This window comes from Sporosarcina sp. P19, assembly GCF_002743165.1.
Taxonomy (GTDB): domain Bacteria; phylum Bacillota; class Bacilli; order Bacillales_A; family Planococcaceae; genus Sporosarcina; species Sporosarcina ureae.
In genome coordinates, this window is sequence record NZ_PDYR01000021.1 from 13,271 (window position 1) to 36,352 (window position 23,082).

The following is a 23,082-nucleotide window of genomic DNA, read 5'->3' on the forward strand; positions in this document are numbered from 1 at the left end:
CAAAATGTGTTCAGTGTATTTCTGTGAAGAACGTACAGAATCTCCTCTTCAAAACTACCAAATCACCAACACATGTATATACATGTATTTTACTTGATTTTTTTGAGTTGTCAATCAATTTATGAATGAAGATTCATTTTTATGTCGATGAACGTTTAACTTCGTCTATCACTCTCTGTAATGCGCCCAATTTATCCAGTAAATCCATATACTCCGCTTTGCCGATAGATCCTTCAATTTGTTCCTGTACGTGTAGCCAAATAGGCGTAGCATCATTTAATTTCTCGTACCCTAAATTTGTTATCGTGACTACTTTTGTTCTCGTGTCCTGTTCTGCTCTCTTGATCTGCACATATCCGGCTTCGTTTAATATATTCAAATTACGCGTAACGGTCGTTTGATCCAGCAACATCATCTCGCCTAATTTACTAATCGAAATATCAGGCGATGTATAAATATTGCCTAGCATATAATATTGGGTGATTTTTAATCCAGTAGGTTTCAACAGATGATTGTACAGTTGCGTAAGTGAACCGGATACCGTGCGGAGGTTAGCACTGGCACACACGTCAATAATATAATTGGCTTGCTCCTGATCTAAATCTTTTTTCATGATGTCCACCCTTCCATTGAAATGAAGATAGCTAAATTTTTAACGATCCTTGACAGTTTATCCTATTTTATACTAGTGTACATGTACGCGTACTAATATTAAAGTTGGATTTCTAGATGTACTTAGAAGTATGCTTCAATTATATGTATATACATGTAGTAGAAGTATATCATGGAAATGGAGGTTGAAAAGATGATGAAAGAACTTAATTTATTAGACGGTATTGACCTGGAGCAGACACTAATCGGTGCATTGGGAATTACCTTTAAAGAACTAGATCGTGATAAAGTCGTATGTGAAATGCCAGTCGGACCGAAAACTGTTCAACCTATGGGATTACTGCATGGAGGTGCTTCCGTAGCACTTGCTGAAACAGCTGCCAGCATTGCGGCTGCCCTAAACCTAAATCCCGAGACACATTATCCAGTGGGACTGGAAATCAATGCGAATCATATACGAGGTAAAAAAGATGGCGTTGTTACCGCTACCGCTGTTCCTTTCCACAAAGGACGCACATCGATGGTTTGGGATATCCAGATCACAGATGAAGAAGGGAAATTAATCAGTATTTCTAGATGCACGATTGCTGTTGTGGAGAAAAGATAAGGTACACCACGAAACATGTAAACCGCAATAGACTATTTCTACACAAGAAAAAACCCTGCCGCATCTTGTAGATGCGAACAGGGTTTTGTTGTTTTATCCGATTGAACCTTCCATCTCGAACTTGATCAAACGGTTCATCTCTACCGCATATTCCATCGGTAGTTCTTTTGTGAATGGCTCGATGAAGCCCATAACGATCATTTCTGTTGCTTCCAATTCAGGAATACCACGGCTCATCAAATAGAAGAGCTGCTCCTCGGAAACTTTTGATACTTTTGCTTCGTGTTCCAATGAAATGTTGTTATTCAAGATTTCATTGTACGGAATCGTATCAGAAGTAGATAGCTTATCCATGATCAACGTGTCACACTCAATGTTGGCACGAGCTCCGTCCGCGTTACGTCCGAAGTGAACAACTCCGCGATACGTTACTTTTCCACCGTGTTGAGAGATTGATTTTGAAACAATAGTAGAAGACGTGTTAGGTGCCAAGTGCATCATTTTCGCTCCGGCATCCTGGTGCTGTCCTTTACCTGCTAATGCGATGGATAGAGTCAGACCACGTGAGCCTTCGCCTTTTAGAAGAACTGCAGGGTACTTCATCGTCAATTTCGAACCAATGTTGCCATCAATCCATTCCATTGTCGCATTTTCTTCACATACTGCACGCTTCGTTACCAAGTTGTAGACGTTGTTCGCCCAGTTTTGGATCGTCGTGTAACGGCAATATGCATCTTTTTTAATGATAATTTCAACAACCGCACTGTGTAGTGAGTTTGTTGTGTAAACAGGTGCTGTACAACCTTCTACGTAGTGAACGCTTGCGCCTTCGTCTACGATGATTAGCGTACGCTCAAACTGTCCCATATTTTCTGAGTTAATACGGAAATATGCTTGTAGCGGTGTTTCTACTGTTATACCAGGTGGTACATAGATAAATGATCCACCAGACCATACAGCAGAGTTTAATGCTGAGAACTTATTGTCTGAGTTCGGAATTACTGTACCCCAATATTGTTTGAACAATTCTTCGTTTTCACGAAGTGCAGAATCTGTGTCTTTAAAGACAATGCCTAGATCTGTTAGTTCTTCTTTCATATTGTGGTAAACCACTTCAGATTCATACTGTGCAGATACACCCGCCAAGTATTTTTGTTCTGCTTCAGGAATACCGAGTTTATCAAACGTACGCTTGATTTCTTCTGGTACTTCATCCCATGAAGTTTCCGTTGCTTCTGAAGGTTTAACGTAGTACGTGATTTCATCAAAGTTCAATGAATTCAAGTCGCCACCCCACTGCGGCATAGGCTTACTGTAGAAAATCTCCAAGGATTTCAAACGATAATCCAACATCCACTGTGGTTCTTCCTTCATACTAGAAATTTCTTCAACAATTTCACGTGTCAATCCACGTTCTGAACGGAACACGGAAACGTCTTTATCATGGAAACCATATTTGTAATCGCCGATTTCCGGCATTTGTTTTGCCATTATTATTCCTCCGTTCCATACTTGCTCGTACTATGGCCAAGGTCATTGCGACTCGCCAGAGACTCCCTTTTCCATCGCCTTCCAGCTCAATGTTGCACATTTAATTCGGGCAGGGAATTGCGCGACACCCGAAAGTGCTTCAAGGTCATCGAGCTCAATCGACTCGTCCAAATCTTTACCTAACATCATATCTGAAAATGAATGAGCTAACTTCACTGCCTCTTCTGTTGTCATACCTTTGATCATCTGTGTCATCATGGAAGCGGATGCCATGGAAATGGAACATCCTTCTCCTTCAAAATTGACGTCTTTTACGATGTCATCTTCTACGTTCATCGTTAATCGGATGACATCACCACAAGTTGGATTGTTCATGTCGATCGTGACATTTCCATTTTCCAAGACGCCTTTGTTTTTCGGGTGTTTATAATGCTCCATGATTACAGAACGATAAAGTTGGTCTAGTTTATTAGTAGACATCGTTAAAATACTCCTTTGTTGTGCGAAGTCCTTCCACGAGGCGATCTACGTCATCAGTGGTGTTGTAAAGATAGAAGCTAGCACGCGCTGTTGAAGAAACTTGTAGCCATTTCATCAATGGTTGTGCACAATGGTGACCTGCACGAACAGCTATACCATTCATATCAAGTACAGTTGCAACATCGTGAGGATGGACGTCATCCAAGTTAAATGTGACCAATCCTGCGCGCTTGTCGGGATCTCTTGGACCATAAATGGTCAAGCCGTCGATTTCAGACATTTTATCCATAGCATAACCAGCTAGTTCGTGTTCATGCTGTTCGATTGCGTCCAAACCGATTTCTTCCAAGAAGTCGATGGCTGCACCGAGCCCAATAGCTCCTGCAATAATAGGTGTGCCGCCTTCAAATTTCCAAGGCAACTCTTTCCAAGTGGATTCATATAGTCCGACAAAATCAATCATCTCGCCACCGAATTCAATGGGTTCCATATTATTGAGTAAATCCTTTTTACCGTAGAGGACGCCGATACCGGTAGGTCCACACATTTTGTGTCCGGAAAATGCAAGGAAGTCGCAATCTAGATTCTGTACATCAATTTTCAAATGTGGAGCTGCTTGTGCAGCATCTACACACATCACTGCCCCATGTTGATGGGCAATTTTTGTGATTTCTTCAATCGGATTCATCGTGCCGAGAACGTTGGAAACATACATGATGGAAACGATTTTCGTTTTGTCTGTAATGGTTTCCCGTACTTTATTAAGTGATAATGTACCGTCTTCTTCTAAATCGATATATTTTAACACTGCGCCAGTTTCTTTAGCGAGCTGCTGCCACGGAATAATATTGGAGTGGTGCTCCATATGTGTAATGACGATCTCGTCACCTTCCGAGACATTGGCACGGCCATAGCTTTGCGCAACGGTGTTAATAGCTGTTGTTGTACCACGCATGAAGATTACTTCTTGCGTGGATTTGGCATTAATAAATTTACGAACTTTCTCACGAGCACCTTCATAACCATCAGTCGCACGATTTCCAAGTGTATGCACACCACGGTGAACGTTGGAGTTATCAAAGCGATAATAGCGATCCAGTGTCTCAATTACTTGAACAGGCTTTTGTGAAGTGGCAGCGCTATCCAAGTAAACTAGAGGATGTCCATTGATTTCTTGGTCTAATATAGGGAAATGATTGCGGATGTCTTTGCTGAGCATTAGCGCACTTTCCTTTCAATAACCTCCGTCAATTGTTTTCTAACTCCTGCGATTGGCAATTTGCTAACAACTGGAGCTAAGAAACCATGAATGATGAGGCGTTCTGCTTCTTCTTGTGAAATACCACGGCTCATTAGATAGAACATTTGAAGTGGATCTACACGTCCTACTGAAGCTGCGTGACCTGCTGTTACATCATTTTCATCGATAAGCAAAATCGGGTTCGCGTCTCCACGTCCTCTTTCGCCTAGCATGAGAATACGGGACTCTTGCACTGCGTTTGAACGAGTTGCACCTTTAGCAATACGTCCAATTCCGTTAAAGATCGCAGTAGAGTTTTCTTTCATTACACCGTGCTTCAAGATGAAACCGTCTGTATCAAGTCCCCAGTGCACGATTTCAGAAGTAAAGTTTTGTTTCTGGCTACCGCGTCCAACCACTACGGATTTCATATCACTAGATGAGCCGTCTCCGACTAAATGCGTGATGTTTTCAGAAATCGTATTGCTGTCGTTCATTAGACCAAGCGCCCACTCAATGCGTGCGTGAGGTCCAGTAACACCGCGACGGTTGACATAAGTTGTCATACCTTCTGCTAATTCGTCGACTGATCCGTAGACAATTTTCGCATTCGCCATAGCAAATACTTCAGATACAATGTTCGCTTGAGTTTCTGCATGCTCTACTGTAGAAAGATAGCTTTCCACGTATGTTACTTGACTGTTTTCTTCTGCGACAAGTACTACGTGGTTAAATAATGATGCTTCTTCGTTAGAATGAATGAAAAGTACTTGTAGTGGATCTTCGATTACTACGTTTTTAGGTACGTAGACAAATACTCCACCGTTGATCAGCGCAGCGTGAAGAGCTGTTAATTTATGCTCGTCCACTTTGACACCGTCAGTCATCAAGTATTTCTGTAACAACTCACTGTGTTCGCGTGATGCCGTAAAGATATCCGTCATAATAACGCCTTTTGACTTCAAATCTTCCGACAACGCAAGGTATGCAGGTGTGTTATTGTGCTGCACGTAAATATTTTGTTGTTGTTCGTCATCGATCAATGCTTTCGCTTCAGTCGGTAATTCTTCCAACCCAGCGAAGATCGAGCTTTCAACTGTATGTGAAGGGAATTCCGTGAAATTCCACTTTGTAATTTTAGTTTTATCTGGTTTTGGCATTTCGAGCACTTCAGCTTTCGCTAGAGCATTCGAACGAAAATCTGCCATCCAAGCAGCTTCCTCCACTTTTGCGGAATAAGAGCGGACGTCTTGTTCGGTCAATGCCAATGTTGTTTCAACCGTCATTTTGAGTCGTCCCCTTTCTTATGCTTCTTGTCCAACAGTTTCGTCTTCAATACCTAGTTCTTCTTTAATCCAGTCATATCCTTGCTCTTCAAGTTTCTTCGCTAATTCTGGTCCACCAGTTTTAACGATTTTACCTTGCATAATGATATGCACGTGATCTGGCGTGATATAGTCGAGCAAACGCTGGTAGTGAGTGATGATTAAGCAACCGAAGCCTTCACCGCGCATTTGATTGATACCCTTAGAAACAATTTTCAATGCGTCGATATCTAGACCCGAGTCAATCTCGTCAAGTACTGCGAATTTTGGCTTCAACATCATTAACTGGAGAATTTCATTACGCTTTTTCTCTCCACCTGAGAAACCTTCGTTCAAATAACGAGTTGCCATATCTTCTTCCATTTCAAGAACTTCCATCTTGCTATCCATTTCACGAATGAACTTCATCAAAGAAATTTCATCGCCTTCTTCACGACGTGCGTTTACTCCAGAACGTAGGAAATCCGCGTTCGTTACGCCAGTGATTTCACTTGGATATTGCATCGCTAGGAATAGACCAGCTCTCGCACGCTCATCTACTTCCATTGCTAATACATCTTCTCCATCGAGTAAGATCGATCCAGAAGTTACTTCATATTTCGGGTGACCCATGATTGCTGCTGCAAGCGTAGATTTCCCCGTACCATTGGGACCCATAATTGCATGGATCTCATTTGTATTTATTGTTAAGGTAACACCCTTTAAGATTTCTTTGTCCTCAATTCGGACATGAAGATCTTTAATTTCCAAAATTGCCATTCCAATACCTCCAGTATAATCGCGTTGAATGGTTATGATCCATTCTCTATTTAGTATCATTCTAATCTTAACCCATATTCGAGTTGGTTGCAAATCTTTAAGAATCATTACACATATTGGCTAATTCTATTGCTACTACAGGGCTAGGTATATTTTTCAAGATATTTGTTTTTCATTTGACAACTAGTGAGTGAGAATCAATCAGAGCTTAGTACATAAGAATTAGACAGCAAAAAAGCCGGTTAAGTAACCGACTTTACTACTACTTTACATTTTTTTAGTGAAACGGTCGACGATCATCGCAAGCGCACCGTCACCCGTTACGTTTGTTGCTGTTCCGAAACTATCTTGTGCTAAATACAGCGCGATCATCAATGCTACCATGCCATCCGTGAATCCTAGCATAGTCGTTAGAAGTCCAGTTGCCGCAACAACTGCACCACCCGGCACACCTGGAGCCGCGATCATCGCAACACCTAGCATGAAAATGAATTGTAAATACGGACCAAAACTAACATCTAGGCCGTTCATCATCATAACCCCGATGGAACAAGAGACGATCGTAATCGTGCTACCTGACAAGTGGATCGTTGCGAATAACGGAACCGCGAAGTTCGTTACTCGTTCTGAAGCACCCGTCTTTTTCGCCTGACGAAGCGTAACTGGAATCGTGGCCGCAGAAGACTGCGTTCCGATAGCTGTCAAATACGCAGGTAGCATCGTTTTCATTAACACGAACGGATTACGTTTGTTCAATGAACCCGCCACTGTGTACTGGAATGTCAGCATAATCAAGTGAAGAATAATGATCATGATGAAAACAAATACAAAAACAGAAAGTACATTCGCCACTTCGCCTGTATACGTCATATTCAGGAAGATCCCGAAAATATGAAATGGTAATAACGGAATAATTACGACAGAAATAACTTTATCGATAATTAAATTAAACTCATCGAAGAACGACATCATCGTCTTCCCTTTAATCGCTGCCATCCCGATTCCAAGTAGAAATGCCATTAGCAAAGCGGTCATGATTCCCATCATCGGATCCATTTCCATTTTGAAGAACGCTTCTCCCGCTTTACGTGCGCCGTCTGCAATATCCGTCTTCGTCGTTGGATTAATGAAGTTCGGTAAAATAGTTGTTGCTGCAAAATACGCAAGCAATCCCGCAATAACCGTAGAGCCATACGCAAAAGCAGCAGACATTCCAAGTAATTTCCCTGAACCTGCCCCAAGCTTTGCAATACTCGGTGCGATAAATGCGATGATGATCAGCGGAACAATAAAGTTCAAGAATCCACCGAACAACATATTAAAAGTGGCCGCTAAACGAACGAACCAGAGTGCGAACCCTTCGTGGATCATCGGCAATAGTAAGCCAAGCCCGATCGCTAACCCAATGGCGATCAAAATTCGCCAAATGAGTCCTAATTTAAACTTCACAATACGTCCTCCTCAAATACACATATGTATTACTCAAACAAAATTAACTTTATCACAAGTCGAAAGAATAAAGAAGATTTTGTTTGGATTTTCTTAATATTTTTCTTGTGTGTTGGGGGATGGGGTGGGTTGTCTGGGGGATTGAGCGGATAGCTTTGCGGGTTGAGCGGATAGCTCAGCGGATTGAGCGGTTCACGCGCGGGATTGAGCGGTTCAAGCGTGGGATTGAGCGGATAGCCTAGTGGATTGAGCGGTTCACGCGCGGGGTTGAGCGGATAGCTCAGTGGATTGAGCGGATTGCAGAGCACATTGAGCACTCCGCCCACAACATTGAGCGGATAACTCCCAACATTGAGCAACCAAACCACTCCACACACCATTTATCCAAATAAAAAAAGCCGGCAGCTATAATAGCTACCGACCCTCACCTTATTATTGTACGGGAACGACTGATCCAGACCACTCGTTCAAGATGAATTCTTGAATTTGCTCTGAAGTCAGTACTTCTACCAATGCTTGGATTGCATCGCTGTCTTCGTTACCGCTCTTCACCGCAATTACGTTAACATATGGAGACTCTTTATCTTCCAATGCGATGGAATCTTCCATTGGATTCAAGCCTGCATCGATAGCGTAGTTGGAGTTGATCAACAATGCGTCGCCTTCGTCGTTGTTATACAACTGAGGCATTAATGCTGCTTCGTAGTTTGCGTCAAACTCCAAGTTCTTAGGATTTTCTACAATATCGTCTACTTCAGCTTTCACTTTTTCTACGTCGTCAGCTAGCTTGATCAATCCTTTTTCTTCAAGCATAGCAAGTACTCGGCCGTGGTCTGCAACAGAGTTACTGATTAAGATCGTTGCGCCGTCCGGAAGATCTTCCAATGAATCATATTTCTTTGAGTACACACCGATTGGCTCGATGTGGATTGCACCCGCATTGACAAAGTCATAACCGAAATCAGCCATTTGGCTCTCTAGATACGGAATGTGTTGGAAATAGTTCGCGTCGATTGTACCTTCGTCCAAATCTTTGTTTGGCAGTACATAGTCTGTGTAACTCTCTATTGTTAAATCATAGCCTTTTGCAGCTAATAACGGCTTAGCTTCTTCTAAGATTACCGCGTGCGGTGTATTAGATGCACCGACTGTCAACGACGTTTTCTCGCCTTTTTCTGCATCATCTACATCTGTTGCCCCATTATCCTTACTACCCTCGTCTTTTGTTCCACAAGCTGCCAGCGCAAGCACTAGTACGGCTGCGAATAGACCGAATAAAAACTTCTTCATATCCACATTTCTCCCTCTCCATGATGGAATGTTTTATGGTTAACAGGTTATCCTGAAAATCCTATTATCGCTTGTCCAAACGTTTCACAATGAAATCACCTATAAACTGAATGATAAACACGATGACTAGTACTAATATTGTCGCCATCATTGTAACATCCCCACGGTTACGCTGAAACCCTTCGAGATACGCGAGCGTACCGAGTCCTCCAGCACCGATTACCCCGGCCATTGCTGTGTAGCCGACAAGTGCAATTGACGTCACTGTAATACCTGACACGAGTGCCGGCATGGATTCTGGTAACAATACTTTAAAAATGATCGTAGATGTTTTAGCACCCATTGAACGCGCCGCTTCGATCACCCCTTTATCGATTTCCTGCAATGCTATGAGTACCATGCGGCCATAAAACGGAGCTGCGCCAATGATTAATGCTGGCAATGCGGCATTCGGTCCACGCATGCTGCCTATTAATAAATTCGTCAAAGGTAACAATAAAATAATCAAAATAATAAAAGGTATCGATCGGAATATATTTACGAATGCGCCTGTAAAGACATTCGTGATTTTATTTGCCCATAACTGACCCGGATTTGTTAAAAACAATAACAGACCGAGTGCAATACCAAAAATAAACGTGAAGACCGTTGAGTAGGCAGACATATAAAGCGTCTCGCCCGTTGCTTGCCACATTTTATCCCAGTTAACGTTCGGGAACCATTGCTCAATCATGGATCAGCACCTCCGTCTTCACTTCATTGGCGTCTAGGAACGCAATGGCTTCCTCTATAACTGCCGCGTCCCCTACTAGTTGCAAGACAAGTGTGCCGTATGCGCCGTCACGTGTCGTCGAAATATTCCCTTGCACGATGTTGACATCGATTGAGAATGTACGAATTAATTCAGCAAGCACTGGCTGCTCTGTACGTTCGCCAATGAAAGCTAACTTGATCAACTTGCCATGCGGTGACTCTTCCTGTAAATGCGCCATCGCTGCGTCCGTATCGCCTGTATCGGTCACCTGCGATATGAAACGCTTCGTAATATCCGCTTGAGGGGATTGGAAAACATCCAGCACATTGCCCGCTTCCACGACTTGCCCGGCTTCCATGACCGCCACGCGATGACAGATCTTTCGGATGACGTGCATTTCATGCGTAATCAAAACGATTGTTAATCCAAGACGTTCATTAATATCCGTCAATAAATCCAGAATCGCATTCGTCGTCTCAGGATCGAGTGCGGACGTTGCTTCATCACAAAGTAATACTTCGGGATCATTTGCAAGCGCGCGCGCAATACCGACACGTTGCTTCTGACCACCTGATAACTGCGATGGATACGCCTGCTCACGGCCTGTCAGTCCAACGAGATCAATCAATTCCTTCACTTTTTGCTTACGTGCCGATTTCTTCACGCCAGCAATTTCAAGAGGAAACATAATATTCTCTTCTACTGTTCTTGACCACAGTAAGTTAAAGTGCTGGAAAATCATACTGATTTTCTGACGCGCATTGCGAAGGCCAGCACCTTTCAATGTCGTCATTTCTTGTCCGTGAATCATAATACTACCGGACGTAGGTGTTTCAAGACCGTTCAATAGTCGAATTAATGTACTTTTCCCTGCCCCACTATATCCGATGACGCCGAAAATTTCTCCCTCTTCGATGGCTAATGTCACATCATCTACTGCGACAATTTCTGAACGGTTCAATTGGAATCTTTTATGAACGTTTGTTAGTTGAATCATTTTCCGCACCACCTTTATTAAGTCTTTTCATTATGTGTTTTAGAAAGCTACATTGCGCTTTCCGCTTTTGTTTCATCCAGCTGCAGATGCCAGCTCCTCGGGTCGTTTCAAACTTTCCAAAAAGGCAAAGTGCGCCTTTGGGGTAAGTCCTCCAACGCCTGTCGGAGCTAAACGGCATCTTCCGCTTTTGTTTCATCCAGCTGCAAGCGCCAGGCTCTCGGGTCGTTTCAGACTTTCCAAAAAGGCAAAGAACGCCTTTGTGGTAAGTCCTCCAACGCCTGTCGGAGCTAAACGGCATCTTCCGCTTTTGTTTCATCCAGCTGCAAGCGCCAGGCTCTCGGGTCGTTTCAGACTTTCCAAAAAGGCAAAGAACGCCTTTGTGATAAGTCTTCCAACGCCTGTCGAGCCTACACGGCGCTTTCCGCTTTAGAATAAAAAAAGCCTTCCTGCAGACAAGCAGAAAGGCCGAACGTATGTAGTTATGTACGTTACCATTTCTCTCATCTATCAAAGCGTTAGGCTTTGAGTGAATTGGCACCATTTCACAAACGTGACGGTTGCCGGGCTTCATAGGGCACTTCCCTCCACCGCTCTTTATAAGAGTTACGTATTCAATTGATTAACTACTTATACCATACTTTTATATCTATTGTCAACTGAGCTTCTCTAGCAAGTACGGGACGGATTGAAAGGCGTAAATCTTTTCTAAAGGCTGTCCTTTGCGCTGAATGAGTAAACAAGGGACACTTTCCACCTCATATTCTATTGCGATTTCCTGCACGTAATTCAAGTCTGCCTTTCCAATCGGTAATTTCGGACACATTGTCTCGATCACCGTGAGCATTTTTGAAGCGACTGCACACGTTCCGCACATCGGTGTATATAAATAAAAAGCGGCTACTTGCTCTGCCGCCTGTGCACGTTGCCAGTCTTCAATTGTCCAATTATTCATGTGGTCCACCTGCCAAGTATTTGGAATGTACTTTAAAATTGGCGGCAGCTAAAATGCTAGCCAATAGTTTAATGGGCGTCGTTTCTACTTCGCGGTAGAGACGATCCGTATATAAATGTCGCGCTTCTGGATACAGTTGTTTGAACAGCTTCCGAATGGACTCACCTGAGGTGTCCGCATCCATAAAGACGAACAGGTCTTGTTGCTCGTATGGTTCAAGCAGTTCCTCAATATGATACGCACTGATGGTGCCATTCGTACAAAGAATCTCTACAGGCTCTGCAAGGATCGGCACTAGCCGCTTACGATCCGAACCGCCTTCTACAATGAGAACTTTCAGGTCCATCCTGTTTCCTCCTAGCGTGTAAAAAAAGCGCTAGGACGTTCCAGCGCTTTTTCTTTTAGAATATTATTCAGCTGTCATTTCTTCGTACTGCTCAGCTGTCATTAACTCATCCAATTCAGCTTTGTTATCGATTTCAACTACTACCATCCATGCACCTTCGTATGGAGATTCGTTAACCAATTCCGGGCTGTCTTCAAGGTTTTCGTTCACTTCTACAACTTTACCAGTAAGTGGAGCGTACAATTCAGAAACCGTTTTCACTGATTCAACGCTTCCGAAAGGCTCGTCTGATTTCAATTGATCGCCCACTTGTGGCAGTTCAACGAATACGATATCTCCTAGTTCAGACTGTGCGAAATGTGTGATTCCGATACGGTATTTACCGTCTTCTTCTTTTACCCATTCGTGCTCTTCTGAATAACGTAAATCTTTTGGTGTGCTCATGTCGTTACCTCCAAAAATATAATAGTTTATCTACCCTTAGTTTGCCATAGTTCCCGCATAAAGACAAGATTCTAGATCACTTCTTCCACGTTTCTGTGAACGTTGTTTCATTAAATCCAACGGTCACTTTTTGGTTATCAGAAACGATTGGGCGTTTGATGAGCATTCCGTCTGAAGCGAGGAGCGCGATCTTTTCATCGTCCGTCATGGTTGGTAGTTTTTCTTTTAAGTTGAGCTCACGATATTTCTTACCGCTTGTGTTGAAGAACTTTTTCATTTCGAGTCCGGAGTTCGCGATCATGTTGCGTAGTTCGTTTTCGCTTGGAGGTTGTTCGGCGATGTTCTTTTCTTCGAATGAAATCCCTTCGTCCGTAAGCCATTTCTTCGCTTTGCGGCACGTGGTACATTTTGGATAGCCGTAGTATGTCATAGTCATAATTGTCAATCCCTCCTTTTTTTCAGTATAGCAAATATAGAGGTGTTGATGCGAACTTGGCGGTGTTTGATTGCTGAGGGTTATTTTTAGAGGCTGGCAAGCTGTTGGGGTTGGGATTGGCGCTTCGGAGGGGACGCTTTCCTGAGGGCCCGCGGCGAGCCAACTGTTCGCTGTCCTCTCTTAGTTGTCTCGCCTGTCGGGCTGATCCTCTAGGAGTCGCCCCTCCTACGCACCAATCCCTTGCAAGCTGAGTGGGTGACAGTTTCTGGTGTGCATTGTATGTGGTATTGTGATTAACTTTATAAAGGAACTTGAACTAACCAAGTTTAAAGGAAAAACCACTTAGACTCTATCTACAATTGTGGATCTAGGTACCTTCACTTTAAACGTAGGATTGGAGCGGAAGCTGGGGCGACTCCTGGAGGATCAGCGAGAGCCGTAGCGAAGGACGGCTTTTGCGAGTAAAAGCGCAGCGTTAGGAGCATGTGCTTTCATAGACTGCCTTGAGTAAGCCACGCCCTCAGGAAAGCGTCCCCAGCTGGAGCTTCAATCCCCTCGCACTCTCTATCTATATTCACCACTCTAACGCATTTGTTCTTGAACTACCTCTCCAATTCTCCCAAAACAAAAACGCCTCACATAGGAGGCGTTCTGTCTAAACAATTATTAAACGATATACTTCTCTGCTTCGATCAGCTTCTCAGCCGCTTCACGCTTCTTCGCAATAATGTTATATGGATTATTACGAGTCAACTTACGCAACGCAGAAATCATCATGCGTTGGTTGTCACCGTCGACCGCTGCAAGCAATGTCTCTTTTGCTGCCGCTTCGATACGTCCGAAAGCTTCTTGACAGAAGATTTGTGTATAGAGAAGCTTTTGGTTCTCTTTCTCTTCACCATTCTTATTGATCGCCTTCTCCGTACGAAGTAATGCAGACTCCATGCCGAATAGATCATTCGCAATATCTGCGATGTTTACAAGGATTTCCTGCTCCTGATCCAACTTCGTGCCGTAACGCTGTGCTGCAAGTCCTGCAACCAAGATACCGATCTTCTTCGCGTTCTTCACAAGCGCCTTCTCTTGAGCCAATGCCTCTTCGCCCACTTCTTCTGGCATAAGCATTAACAATTCTTCCTGCAATGCTTGTGCTTGTTGAAGCAATGGCAATTCGCCTTTCATTGCTTTCTTCAAGAACGTGCCTGGAACGATCATACGGTTGATTTCATTCGTTCCTTCGAAAATACGGTTAATACGGGAGTCACGGTAGATACGCTCTACTTCGTACTCAGCCATGAAGCCGTAACCGCCGTGAATTTGAACGGCTTCGTCCGAAATATAATCCAATACTTCTGAACCTACTACTTTATTGATAGAGCATTCAATTGCGTATTCAGCAATGGAAGCCGCGACTTTTGCGCCGTCTTTTTGCTCTTCAGGGCTCATCGCCGCGTTACGCTCTTCGAAGTACCCAACCGTACGATAGATCAAACTTTCTGTTGCGTACAACTTAGAAGCCATCGTACCGAACTTTTCTTTCGTTAAGTTGAATGAAGAAATCGGTGTGTCGAACTGCTTACGCTGATTCGCGTATTTGATAGCCAATTCAAGTGCACGCTTCGATCCGCCGATTGTACCTACTCCAAGCTTGTAACGACCAATGTTTAAAATGTTGAACGCGATCACATGTCCGCGGCCAATTTCACCTAATAGGTTTTCAACCGGTACTTGTGCGTCTTCTAGAATCAACGTACGTGTAGAAGATGATTTGATACCCATTTTCTTCTCTTCCGGTCCTACTGAAACGCCTGGATATTCTTTTTCTACGATAAATGCTGTGAATTTGTCGCCATCTACTTTTGCGTAGACTACGAATACATCAGCAAATGCAGAGTTCGTGATCCACTGTTTTTCACCGTTTAGTACATAGTGTGTACCTGCAGCATTTAATTTAGCAGTGGTCTTCGCGCCTAGAGCGTCTGACCCTGAGCTTGGCTCTGTCAATGCATAAGCGGAGATTTTTGTTCCACTTGCAGAGTTCGGCAAATACTTCACTTTTTGCTCATGGTTACCGAATAATACAATCGGCAATGTACCGATCCCTACGTGCGCACCGTGTGTAATCGAGAAGCCGCCTGCTACCGATAACTTCTCAGCAATCAATGCAGATGAAATTTTATCTAGTGCTAGGCCTTCATACTCTTCTGGAATATCTGCTGCTAGAAGACCTAGATCTCCTGCTTTCTTCAGCAATGTGACGGAGTTTTCGAATTCATGGTTCTCAAGCTTTTCAATCAACGGTGTTACATCATTTTTCACGTACTCTTCCGTTGTTTTGGCGATCATCTTTTGCTCATCTGTAAAATCCTCAGGTGTGAAAACGCGACTAGCGTCCATATCCTCAGTTAAAAATGCTCCACCTTTTACGAATTCTGTCATAGTTGTTCCCTCCATAGCTTTAGTCATTGTATTTCCCCCTATTTGTTTGTATGTTTGATTTTATTTTATAGAACTTCGAATACTCCAGCTGCTCCCATTCCGCCACCGATACACATCGTGACGACACCGTACTTTTTGCCTTGGCGTTTCAATTCATTAATTAATTTCAAAGTCAAAATAGTTCCTGTCGCACCTAGTGGATGACCTGATGAAATGGCTCCCCCATTGACGTTCACTTTATCCGGATCCAATCCAAGTTCACGAATCACTGCAAGTGACTGAGAGGCAAATGCTTCATTGAGCTCGAATAGATCGATGTCTTCAATAGATAGACCCGCTAGTTTCAACGCTTTAGGCACAGCGACAATCGGTCCAATCCCCATCACTTCCGGTGGCACGCCGCCCACTGCGAAAGAGAGGAATTTTGCCATGGGTTGTAAACCACGCTTTTCAGCGACTTCTCTATCCATTAATAAGACCATTCCTGCACCGTCAGATGTTTGTGACGCGTTTCCAGCTGTGACAGAACCTGTCGTTGCGAATGCTGGACGTAATTTTCCGAGAATTTCAGTCGTCGTACCAGGACGTACGCCTTCATCCATTTCGAATAAAACCGTTTTTTCTTGATACTTACCATCCTCATTGACAAAACGTCTCGTTACTTCAACTGGTACAATCTCATCGACAAATTTATCTTCTTTAATCGCCGCTTCGGTACGTTTATGTGATTCCACTGCGAACGCATCCTGGTCTTCACGGGAAATGCCATACTTTTGCGCCACTTGCTCTGCTGTATGCCCCATTCCCATATAGTACTGAGGTGCTTCTTCCGCCAGCTTAACGTTCGGTCGAATCGTATTTCCCATCATCGGAACCATACTCATCGATTCAACGCCACCCGCTAAGACTGCTTCTGCGTGACCGAGCATGATACGCTCTGCCGCATAAGCGATCGACTGCAAACCGGATGAACAAAAGCGGTTGACCGTTACGGCAGGTGTCGTATCCGGTAATCCTGCTAGCGCGCCGATGTTACGTGCGACGTTCATTCCTTGTTCCGCTTCAGGCATGGCACAACCGATGATCAAGTCATCGATCGGCCCATCATAATCCCCTGCACGCTTTAATGTTTCCTTTATAGTCAACGCCCCAAGATCATCGGGACGGACAGTTGCCAAAGAACCTTTTCCTGCTTTTCCAATCGGTGTTCGAGCACCGGCTACAATTACTGCTTCGCGCATTCTGCTTCCTCCTTTAGCTATCTCTCATCAGTTACGTAACGGCTTACCCTTGACTAGCATATGCTGCATACGCTGTTGTGATTTCGGTTCTGCCACTAAACTTAAAAATGCTTCGCGTTCTAAATCAAGTAAATATTGCTCATCGACACGTGTACCATATGGAATCTTTCCGCCAGACAGTACGTATGCGAGTTTCTTCGCAATTTTCAAATCATGTTCGCTAATGAAGCCAGAACTGAACATTCCTTCAGCTGCCAGTAATAAGGTTGCATAGCCTGAATCGCCTGTTACAGGAACTTTCGCTCTCTTCGGCGCTACATAGCCCGCTTCAAATAATGACAAAGCAGCTTGTTTCGCGTCGTAGATTAGATGATCCGGATTGACACTAATGCCGTCTGCAAAGTCGAGGAAGTTGTTCTCTCTTGCCTCTTCAGCAGATGTCGACGTTTTCGCCATGGCGATCGATTCGAATACTTTATTTGCAATATGTTGATAATCAGTAGGTACACCATTTGGCAAACCTTTCAGGTGCTTTTGATACAAGTTGACGTTACCGCCACCACCTGGAATCAAGCCTACCCCTACTTCAACGAGTCCCATATACGTTTCCATAGATGCCTGAATATGTGCAGCTGGAAGACAAACTTCTGCTCCGCCACCTAGCGTCATCTGGAATGGTGCCGCAACAACTGGCTTGTTGCTATATTTAATCTTCAACATCGCGTTCTGGAATGAACGGATAACAAAGTCGAGTTCAAAGATATTATCATCTTGTGCTTCCATTAAAATCATGCCAAGGTTCGCACCGACACAGAAGTTTTTCCCTTGATTCCCAATTACAAGTCCTTTGAAGTTCCGCTCCACTTCATCTACTGCGAAGTTGATCATCTGAATGATGTCCAGACCGATTGCATTTGACTGTGAATGGAATTCTAGTAAAGCTATTCCATCTCCAAGGTCAATCAAGCTTGCGCCAGAGTTCTTCTTGATGACACCGTGCTTCTTCTTATACTGCTTCAAGTTGATCGCTTTCTCATTTACTTGCACAGCTTGATAGTCCGAGCCATCGAAGAAGTACGTATCGCCATTATCTTCTTTATAGAAAGTTTCATAGCCTCTATCGAGCAAGGACTGAACGAGTTCAGGGATTTCCTTGCCTTCTTCTTTCAGCATGTCCACAGACTTCCTCACACCGATTGCGTCCCATATTTCAAACGGTCCTTGTGTCCAGCCGAAGCCCCATTTCATTGCGTTATCGATCGAAACGATATCGTCTGCAATTTCACCATAAAGTTGTGCAGCATATAGCATCGTCGGTATTAATGTATTCCACAAAATCTCGCCTGCACGATCTTTTGCATATAGTAACGTCTTCACTTTATTAGCTAGTCCTTTTTGCTGCTTTGCCATTTCTATTGAAGGCGCTTTCATTTTCTGCGTAGGAACATATTCAAATGTCTTCATATCCAATTCCATAATGTCTCGGCCTTTTTTCACATAGAAGCCTTGCTTTGCTTTCGCGCCGATCCAGCCATTATCGATCATTTTAGTGACGCCATCAGGTAGTTCAAATATTTTCTGCTCTTCACCCGTAGTCTGATCGTAGACGTTTTTCGCCACGTGCATATACGTATCCAGTCCCACGACATCTAATGTACGGAATGTTGCAGACGTCGGACGGCCGATTAATGTACCCGTAATCGAGTCGATTTCTCCGATTGTATAACCGCGTTCCAGCATTTCATGTAATGTCACTTGTAAACCATACGTTCCGATTCGGTTACCAATGAAGTTTGGAGTATCCTTCGCAATCACGACTCCCTTACCTAAACGATCCTCACCGAACACTGTCATGAACTCTACAACTTCAGGTGATGTCGTTTCTGTAGGAATAATCTCCAGCAATTTCAAGTATCTTGGAGGATTGAAGAAATGTGTGCCAAGGAAGTGCTTCTGGAAATCTTCCGAACGTCCTTCAGTCATCGCTTCAATACTGATCCCCGATGTATTGGATGAAATGATGGTGCCTGGCTTTCGCACATTTTCAATCTTTTCATATAAACTCTTTTTAATATCAAGGTTTTCTACGACGACCTCAATGATCCAATCTACGTCTTTCAATTGATCCAAATGGTCCTCAAAGTTTCCTGGTGTAAGTAATGATAAGCTTTTCTTCGTTGTCAGAGGAGCCGGTTTTTGTTTTTGTAATTTTTCCAACGCTGTAGCCGCAAACTTATTGCGGAACATTGGATTGTCATACGTTAATCCTTTTTCCTCGTCATCTGCACCTAATTTCGGTGGTACGATATCTAGTAAAAGTACGGGAATACCAATATTCGCTAAGTGCGCTGCTATACCAGAACCCATAACTCCAGATCCTAAAACTGCCGCTTTTCTAATTTGATAAGTCACGTGCAATCCTCCCCTTATGTTCTTTGAATGAACGCTCATTCATTTATAGCGTAAAAAAATATGCGTTGCCTATAATTGCTAGTATAAATCATTTGAAACTATTTCGCAATATTTATTTCATATTTAATCAGACTTTTTAAAATAAGCAATTTAATACCAAACATTCGTGATTCATTGTACACTACTTACTGAATGGAGGCGATAGAAATGAAGGAAATTAAAACAGCAACTGAGTTTGAAGAAATCATTGCGGGTGACCAGCCAGTACTTGTGAAATTCGAAGCAGACTGGTGCCCAGACTGTAAGCGTATGGATATGTTTATTGATCCAATCGTTGAAAAATACGATACATACACATGGTATGAAGCGGATCGCGACGTTATTCCAGAAATTGCTGAGAAATATGAAGTGATGGGAATTCCAAGTCTGTTAGTCTTCCAAAATGGTGAGAAGCATGCACATCTGCATAGTGCGTTTGCAAAGTCACCTGAACAAGTTGAGGAGTTTTTAGACGAAGTGAAGATCTAAAGATGAAATGTGAAAATGCTGAGAGCCTAAAGGTTCTCAGCATTTGCTTTATTGAGCGGTTTTTGGGATGGGTTGAGCGGTTGAACGGAAAGTATGAGCGATTGAACCGCTACATAGAGCGTATCAGTAGCTGGATAGAGCGCAAAGCAGAGTTCATTGAGCGCTTAAGCAACAAGTATGAGCGCCACACACCGCGCCCCCCTACCAAACCACAATATGTTCCATAAAGGAGGAGTTCTGCATGTCCAAATACATAGAAGTACAAGGTAAATCGCAATATGATAACGACATTGAACCAAGCTACCGTCCGTCGGCTTGCGGGCCTGTTACAGCGTATGTGTTGCTGCGCCATTTCTTTCCTACCGAACAAACTCCTTCCATTAATGAGCTGTATCGAACATTAGGGAGTACGAAGATTGGTCTGCCTACTTGGCGCTTTGTTCGTAGGCTCAACAAAATGCTCGGCTCGCAATGGAATGTGAAAGTTTGTAATGTACAGCTGGCTATCGAGCAAATCGATGAAGACCGCCCTGTGGCTGTGAAGTTTGATAAATGGTTCAAGTTCAAGTGGTGTAGTCGTTTTTCATTCGATTATCACTGGGTCGTGATGGTCGGGTATGAATATGTAGACAAACAACTGCATGTACTCGTTCATGACCACGGTGGCAGAAATCGCGCGAGCCGTGTACGCTCCATCCCCTATGAATTGAATAAAAATATTTTGACGTTTGTTAAGATCGAACCGTTAAAACGGTGAAACAGGTAATCCTTGTTTAGCAATCATGGAATAGCCTTGCTCTTCCATTACTTTAGCAGTTTCTTCAGTGAACTCCGGAATGAGCAAATTTTCTAGCGGATCATCGAGTTTGATTTCACAATGAATCGTTGCGAGATCCCTTGAAATCATCAGCATCTCCTCTTCTGCATTCAGCTTCTTCTGCACACCTGCCGTTAGTTTTTCTCTCGCTGCGAGCACGCCATCGACCGAGCCATACTCTTGTATTAACTTCAATGCCGTCTTCGGACCAATTCCCTTCACTCCAGGGTATCCGTCGCTCGAATCTCCTGTGAATGCTTTCATATCAATGAATTGCTTAGGAGTGATCCCATACTCTTCTATAAAACGAGCTTCCGTGTATTCATCATACTGCGTGAAGCCTTTTTTCGTTAGCGCAATCGACACATCCGGCTTCAATAGTTGAAGCAAATCTTTATCGCCCGACACCACTGTCAATTTTGCTTCGTCTTTCCACGTTTCAATTAGCGAACCAATTAGATCATCCGCTTCCATGTTTTTGATTCCATAACTCTTCCACCCTAGTGTTTCCGATACTTCACGAGCCATATCGAACTGCGGAATTAATTCCGGTGCAGGTGCTGGGCGATGCGCTTTATAGTCTGCGAATAATTCATTACGGAATGTTTTCGATCCCATATCCCAGCACACCGCTAAATGTGTCGGTTGGAAAATCGAGATAGCACTCATCGTATGTCGCGCGAATCCTTGTACGCCATTCGTCGGTACATCCAATGCGTTGCGGAAAAACTGCCCACTATGTGCCGTCGCAAAAAATGAACGGAACAACAACGCCATTCCATCCACTACTAAAATATGAGGTTTATTTTCATTCATTATATTCCACTTCCTTTATCTTTAGTTTAGCACAGCTATCGCTTGAAGAGACAATAAGGTCAAATAACCAACAGACTGCATATAATAAAACGAACAATAAAAGGAGGCGTAATGAGTTGAATCCACAAGATGAATTTATGAGGTACCCGCAATATTCAGATCAATATTGGCAAGGTGCCGATCCACAAGGCTTCTCCACAGCACAATCGTTTTCTCCTTGGCAACCTTGGTTTCCAGGTATGCAGGGATCTCAAGGGTTCCCAGGTATGCAATGGTTTCCGAGTTTACCGGGCTTTCCTTCATCACCCGGCTTTCCACAGCAACCTAATTTCCCTGGACAGCAACCAGGTCGACCTGGGAATCCAAGCTCACCAAGTCAAGGCGGTCAGGCGGCTGCTCCAAATTCCCCGCCACCGAATCAAATCCCAAGCTATCCAGAATTTCAGGCGTTCGCGGTAGATCCTGGTGCCATCGCAGGTTGTTTGTATCGCTTTACGTATGTATGGACTTCACGACGTAATGGCTTTTGGTTTTATCCGACATTTGTTGGTCGACAATCCGTCGCAGGGTTTCAGTGGAATCCACGCAGATTCCGCTGGGAGTATATAGGCATTGATTTACAACGTATTGATCAGTTTCGTTGTGTGTGAAATCAGTAGAAATGAAGGAGTGATAGTTTGAGTCAGCAGGATGAAGGCATGTGGTATCCGAAGCTGCCTGACGGTTATCCAGGGCAGCAGTATGATGCACATCATCAACAGAGTCACCCGCAGCACGGTCAACAACACCAAGGATGGCCAGGTGGATATCCAGGATATCCGCCACCCAATCAACAAAATCCGCAATGGCCACCTAGTTATCCGGGGCACCAACAGGGATATCCACCGCAACATCAACCCGGTTATCCAAGTCAGCCAGGTTATCCCGGTTACCCTCAACAACCCACTTATCCAGGGCATTCGGGGTATCCCGGACATCCTGGTCAGCACGGTCATCCCGGACATCATCCACAGCATGGACAACACGGTCATCACCAGGAACACCATCACCACGGGCAGCCAGGCGGTCAACCGCAGCAAAGTGCCCCGACTTCTGCTCCTCCAAGCCAAATACCGAGCTATCCGGACGCTCAACTACGCGCAGTGGATCCGGGCGGCATAGCAGGCTGCTTGTACCGTTATACGTATGTATGGACTTCGCGAAACAAAGGGTTCTGGTATTACCCGACATTCGTTGGCAGAACTTCTATTGCTGGGTATCGATGGGATCCACGTCATTACCGCTGGGAGTATTATGGATTGGACTTACAGAAAATCGATTCGTTCAGATGTACGTGAAGTGAAATTAGGATAGATGAAGACATTCTAAGAGAAACCTGATTTTTTGTCAGGTTTCTCTTTTTTTTGACTACTTCACTATCTGCACAATGGCACTTTGAAAATATAGTGAAAACAGGCAAGTTTACTATATGGTAAAACGTTATACACATAACCAAAGAGGTTGGGACAGAACAGAAAAAACGTAAGAGGAATGAGTCCTTTACGCTTTTTTCTGTTCTTATCAGTAAATATTTTTTTAGAGTATCAGAGTGTACCGGAACGGAGAAAGGCCGACTCCTGAGGGATCAGCGTGCGTCTTGAGACCCTG

Annotated in this window: 24 protein-coding genes and 1 riboswitch; of the genes, 5 read left to right on the top strand and 19 right to left on the bottom strand. The window is 43.8% G+C overall.

Going from position 1 to position 23,082, the window contains the following annotated elements; genetic code table 11:
• Window positions 1-139: 139 nt before the first annotated feature.
• Window positions 140-613: a MarR family winged helix-turn-helix transcriptional regulator gene (locus tag CSV74_RS15590; protein ID WP_099692366.1), complete on the bottom strand. Its 474-nt coding sequence runs from the start codon at window positions 611-613 to the stop codon at window positions 140-142.
• 192 nt (window positions 614-805) lie between these two features.
• On the opposite strand from CSV74_RS15590, the gene CSV74_RS15595 reads away from it, so the two are divergent.
• On the top strand, window positions 806-1,219 hold the full coding sequence (locus tag CSV74_RS15595; protein ID WP_233190993.1) for a PaaI family thioesterase: 414 nt from the start codon (window positions 806-808) through the stop codon (window positions 1,217-1,219).
• A 93-nt stretch (window positions 1,220-1,312) separates the two neighbouring features.
• Here the strand turns inward: CSV74_RS15595 and sufB are convergent, their stop codons facing one another.
• The 17 genes from sufB to CSV74_RS15675 form a co-directional block, all read right to left on the bottom strand.
• A complete protein-coding gene (gene sufB, locus CSV74_RS15600; protein ID WP_029054444.1) occupies window positions 1,313-2,710 on the bottom strand; it encodes a Fe-S cluster assembly protein SufB in 1,398 nt (465 codons plus the stop codon).
• Window positions 2,711-2,752: 42 nt separating this feature from the next.
• On the bottom strand, window positions 2,753-3,190 hold the full coding sequence (sufU, locus tag CSV74_RS15605; protein ID WP_029054445.1) for a Fe-S cluster assembly sulfur transfer protein SufU: 438 nt from the start codon (window positions 3,188-3,190) through the stop codon (window positions 2,753-2,755).
• Complete coding sequence (locus CSV74_RS15610; RefSeq protein ID WP_099692367.1) at window positions 3,180-4,409, bottom strand: cysteine desulfurase; 1,230 nt, start codon at window positions 4,407-4,409, stop codon at window positions 3,180-3,182. The genes sufU and CSV74_RS15610 overlap by 11 nt, the downstream gene beginning before the upstream one ends.
• Window positions 4,409-5,716 (bottom strand): Fe-S cluster assembly protein SufD, encoded by a 1,308-nt coding sequence (gene sufD / locus CSV74_RS15615; RefSeq protein WP_099692368.1) that lies wholly within the window; start codon window positions 5,714-5,716, stop codon window positions 4,409-4,411. The genes CSV74_RS15610 and sufD overlap by 1 nt, the downstream gene beginning before the upstream one ends.
• Before the next feature lie 18 nt (window positions 5,717-5,734).
• Window positions 5,735-6,514: a Fe-S cluster assembly ATPase SufC gene (sufC, locus tag CSV74_RS15620; protein ID WP_029054448.1), complete on the bottom strand. Its 780-nt coding sequence runs from the start codon at window positions 6,512-6,514 to the stop codon at window positions 5,735-5,737.
• 267 nt (window positions 6,515-6,781) lie between these two features.
• Window positions 6,782-7,963 (bottom strand): dicarboxylate/amino acid:cation symporter, encoded by a 1,182-nt coding sequence (locus CSV74_RS15625; protein WP_099692369.1) that lies wholly within the window; start codon window positions 7,961-7,963, stop codon window positions 6,782-6,784.
• 29 nt (window positions 7,964-7,992) lie between these two features.
• Window positions 7,993-8,322 (bottom strand): hypothetical protein, encoded by a 330-nt coding sequence (locus CSV74_RS16550; protein ID WP_143560783.1) that lies wholly within the window; start codon window positions 8,320-8,322, stop codon window positions 7,993-7,995.
• 73 nt (window positions 8,323-8,395) lie between these two features.
• Entirely contained in the window at window positions 8,396-9,253 is an 858-nt protein-coding gene (locus tag CSV74_RS15630; protein WP_029054451.1) for a MetQ/NlpA family ABC transporter substrate-binding protein, read from the bottom strand.
• Between the two features lie 64 nt (window positions 9,254-9,317).
• Window positions 9,318-9,986: a methionine ABC transporter permease gene (locus tag CSV74_RS15635; protein WP_029054452.1), complete on the bottom strand. Its 669-nt coding sequence runs from the start codon at window positions 9,984-9,986 to the stop codon at window positions 9,318-9,320.
• The gene (locus tag CSV74_RS15640; RefSeq protein ID WP_029054453.1) at window positions 9,979-11,004 is read right to left on the bottom strand and encodes a methionine ABC transporter ATP-binding protein; all 1,026 of its coding nucleotides are present in this window, start codon (window positions 11,002-11,004) and stop codon (window positions 9,979-9,981) included. The genes CSV74_RS15635 and CSV74_RS15640 overlap by 8 nt, the downstream gene beginning before the upstream one ends.
• 497 nt (window positions 11,005-11,501) lie before the next feature.
• Window positions 11,502-11,607: riboswitch (SAM riboswitch) on the bottom strand.
• Window positions 11,608-11,656: 49 nt separating this feature from the next.
• Complete coding sequence (locus CSV74_RS15645) at window positions 11,657-11,956, bottom strand: thioredoxin family protein (protein ID WP_099671232.1); 300 nt, start codon at window positions 11,954-11,956, stop codon at window positions 11,657-11,659.
• On the bottom strand, window positions 11,949-12,302 hold the full coding sequence (locus CSV74_RS15650; protein ID WP_199170371.1) for a toprim domain-containing protein: 354 nt from the start codon (window positions 12,300-12,302) through the stop codon (window positions 11,949-11,951). The genes CSV74_RS15645 and CSV74_RS15650 overlap by 8 nt, the downstream gene beginning before the upstream one ends.
• Before the next feature lie 63 nt (window positions 12,303-12,365).
• Window positions 12,366-12,746, bottom strand: a complete 381-nt coding sequence (gcvH, locus tag CSV74_RS15655) for a glycine cleavage system protein GcvH (protein ID WP_029054457.1) — start codon at window positions 12,744-12,746, stop codon at window positions 12,366-12,368.
• A 76-nt stretch (window positions 12,747-12,822) separates the two neighbouring features.
• On the bottom strand, window positions 12,823-13,182 hold the full coding sequence (locus CSV74_RS15660) for an arsenate reductase family protein (protein ID WP_099692370.1): 360 nt from the start codon (window positions 13,180-13,182) through the stop codon (window positions 12,823-12,825).
• Between the two features lie 666 nt (window positions 13,183-13,848).
• Window positions 13,849-15,648 (bottom strand): acyl-CoA dehydrogenase family protein, encoded by a 1,800-nt coding sequence (locus CSV74_RS15665; RefSeq protein ID WP_369823733.1) that lies wholly within the window; start codon window positions 15,646-15,648, stop codon window positions 13,849-13,851.
• 38 nt (window positions 15,649-15,686) lie between these two features.
• Complete coding sequence (locus CSV74_RS15670) at window positions 15,687-16,862, bottom strand: acetyl-CoA C-acetyltransferase (protein WP_099692371.1); 1,176 nt, start codon at window positions 16,860-16,862, stop codon at window positions 15,687-15,689.
• A gap of 27 nt (window positions 16,863-16,889) precedes the next feature.
• On the bottom strand, window positions 16,890-19,313 hold the full coding sequence (locus tag CSV74_RS15675) for a 3-hydroxyacyl-CoA dehydrogenase/enoyl-CoA hydratase family protein (protein WP_483315653.1): 2,424 nt from the start codon (window positions 19,311-19,313) through the stop codon (window positions 16,890-16,892).
• A gap of 168 nt (window positions 19,314-19,481) precedes the next feature.
• On the opposite strand from CSV74_RS15675, the gene CSV74_RS15680 reads away from it, so the two are divergent.
• Window positions 19,482-19,802, top strand: coding sequence for a thioredoxin family protein (locus CSV74_RS15680; protein WP_099671228.1), 321 nt, complete (start codon window positions 19,482-19,484; stop codon window positions 19,800-19,802).
• Between the two features lie 241 nt (window positions 19,803-20,043).
• Window positions 20,044-20,559 carry a C39 family peptidase gene (locus CSV74_RS15685; RefSeq protein WP_099692373.1) on the top strand — a complete coding sequence of 172 codons (516 nt, stop codon included), beginning with the start codon at window positions 20,044-20,046 and terminating at the stop codon, window positions 20,557-20,559.
• On the opposite strand, the gene CSV74_RS15690 is transcribed toward CSV74_RS15685, so the two are convergent.
• Window positions 20,548-21,435 carry a 5'-3' exonuclease gene (locus CSV74_RS15690; protein ID WP_099692374.1) on the bottom strand — a complete coding sequence of 296 codons (888 nt, stop codon included), beginning with the start codon at window positions 21,433-21,435 and terminating at the stop codon, window positions 20,548-20,550. The two genes, CSV74_RS15685 and CSV74_RS15690, sit on opposite strands and share 12 nt — an antisense overlap.
• A 116-nt stretch (window positions 21,436-21,551) precedes the next feature.
• Here CSV74_RS15690 and CSV74_RS15695 point away from each other — a divergent pair, with 116 nt between their 5' ends.
• Both CSV74_RS15695 and CSV74_RS15700 read left to right on the top strand, forming a co-directional pair.
• Window positions 21,552-22,085 carry a hypothetical protein gene (locus tag CSV74_RS15695; protein WP_199170372.1) on the top strand — a complete coding sequence of 178 codons (534 nt, stop codon included), beginning with the start codon at window positions 21,552-21,554 and terminating at the stop codon, window positions 22,083-22,085.
• A gap of 27 nt (window positions 22,086-22,112) precedes the next feature.
• Entirely contained in the window at window positions 22,113-22,772 is a 660-nt protein-coding gene (locus CSV74_RS15700) for a hypothetical protein (protein ID WP_099692375.1), read from the top strand.
• Window positions 22,773-23,082 lie beyond the last annotated feature (310 nt).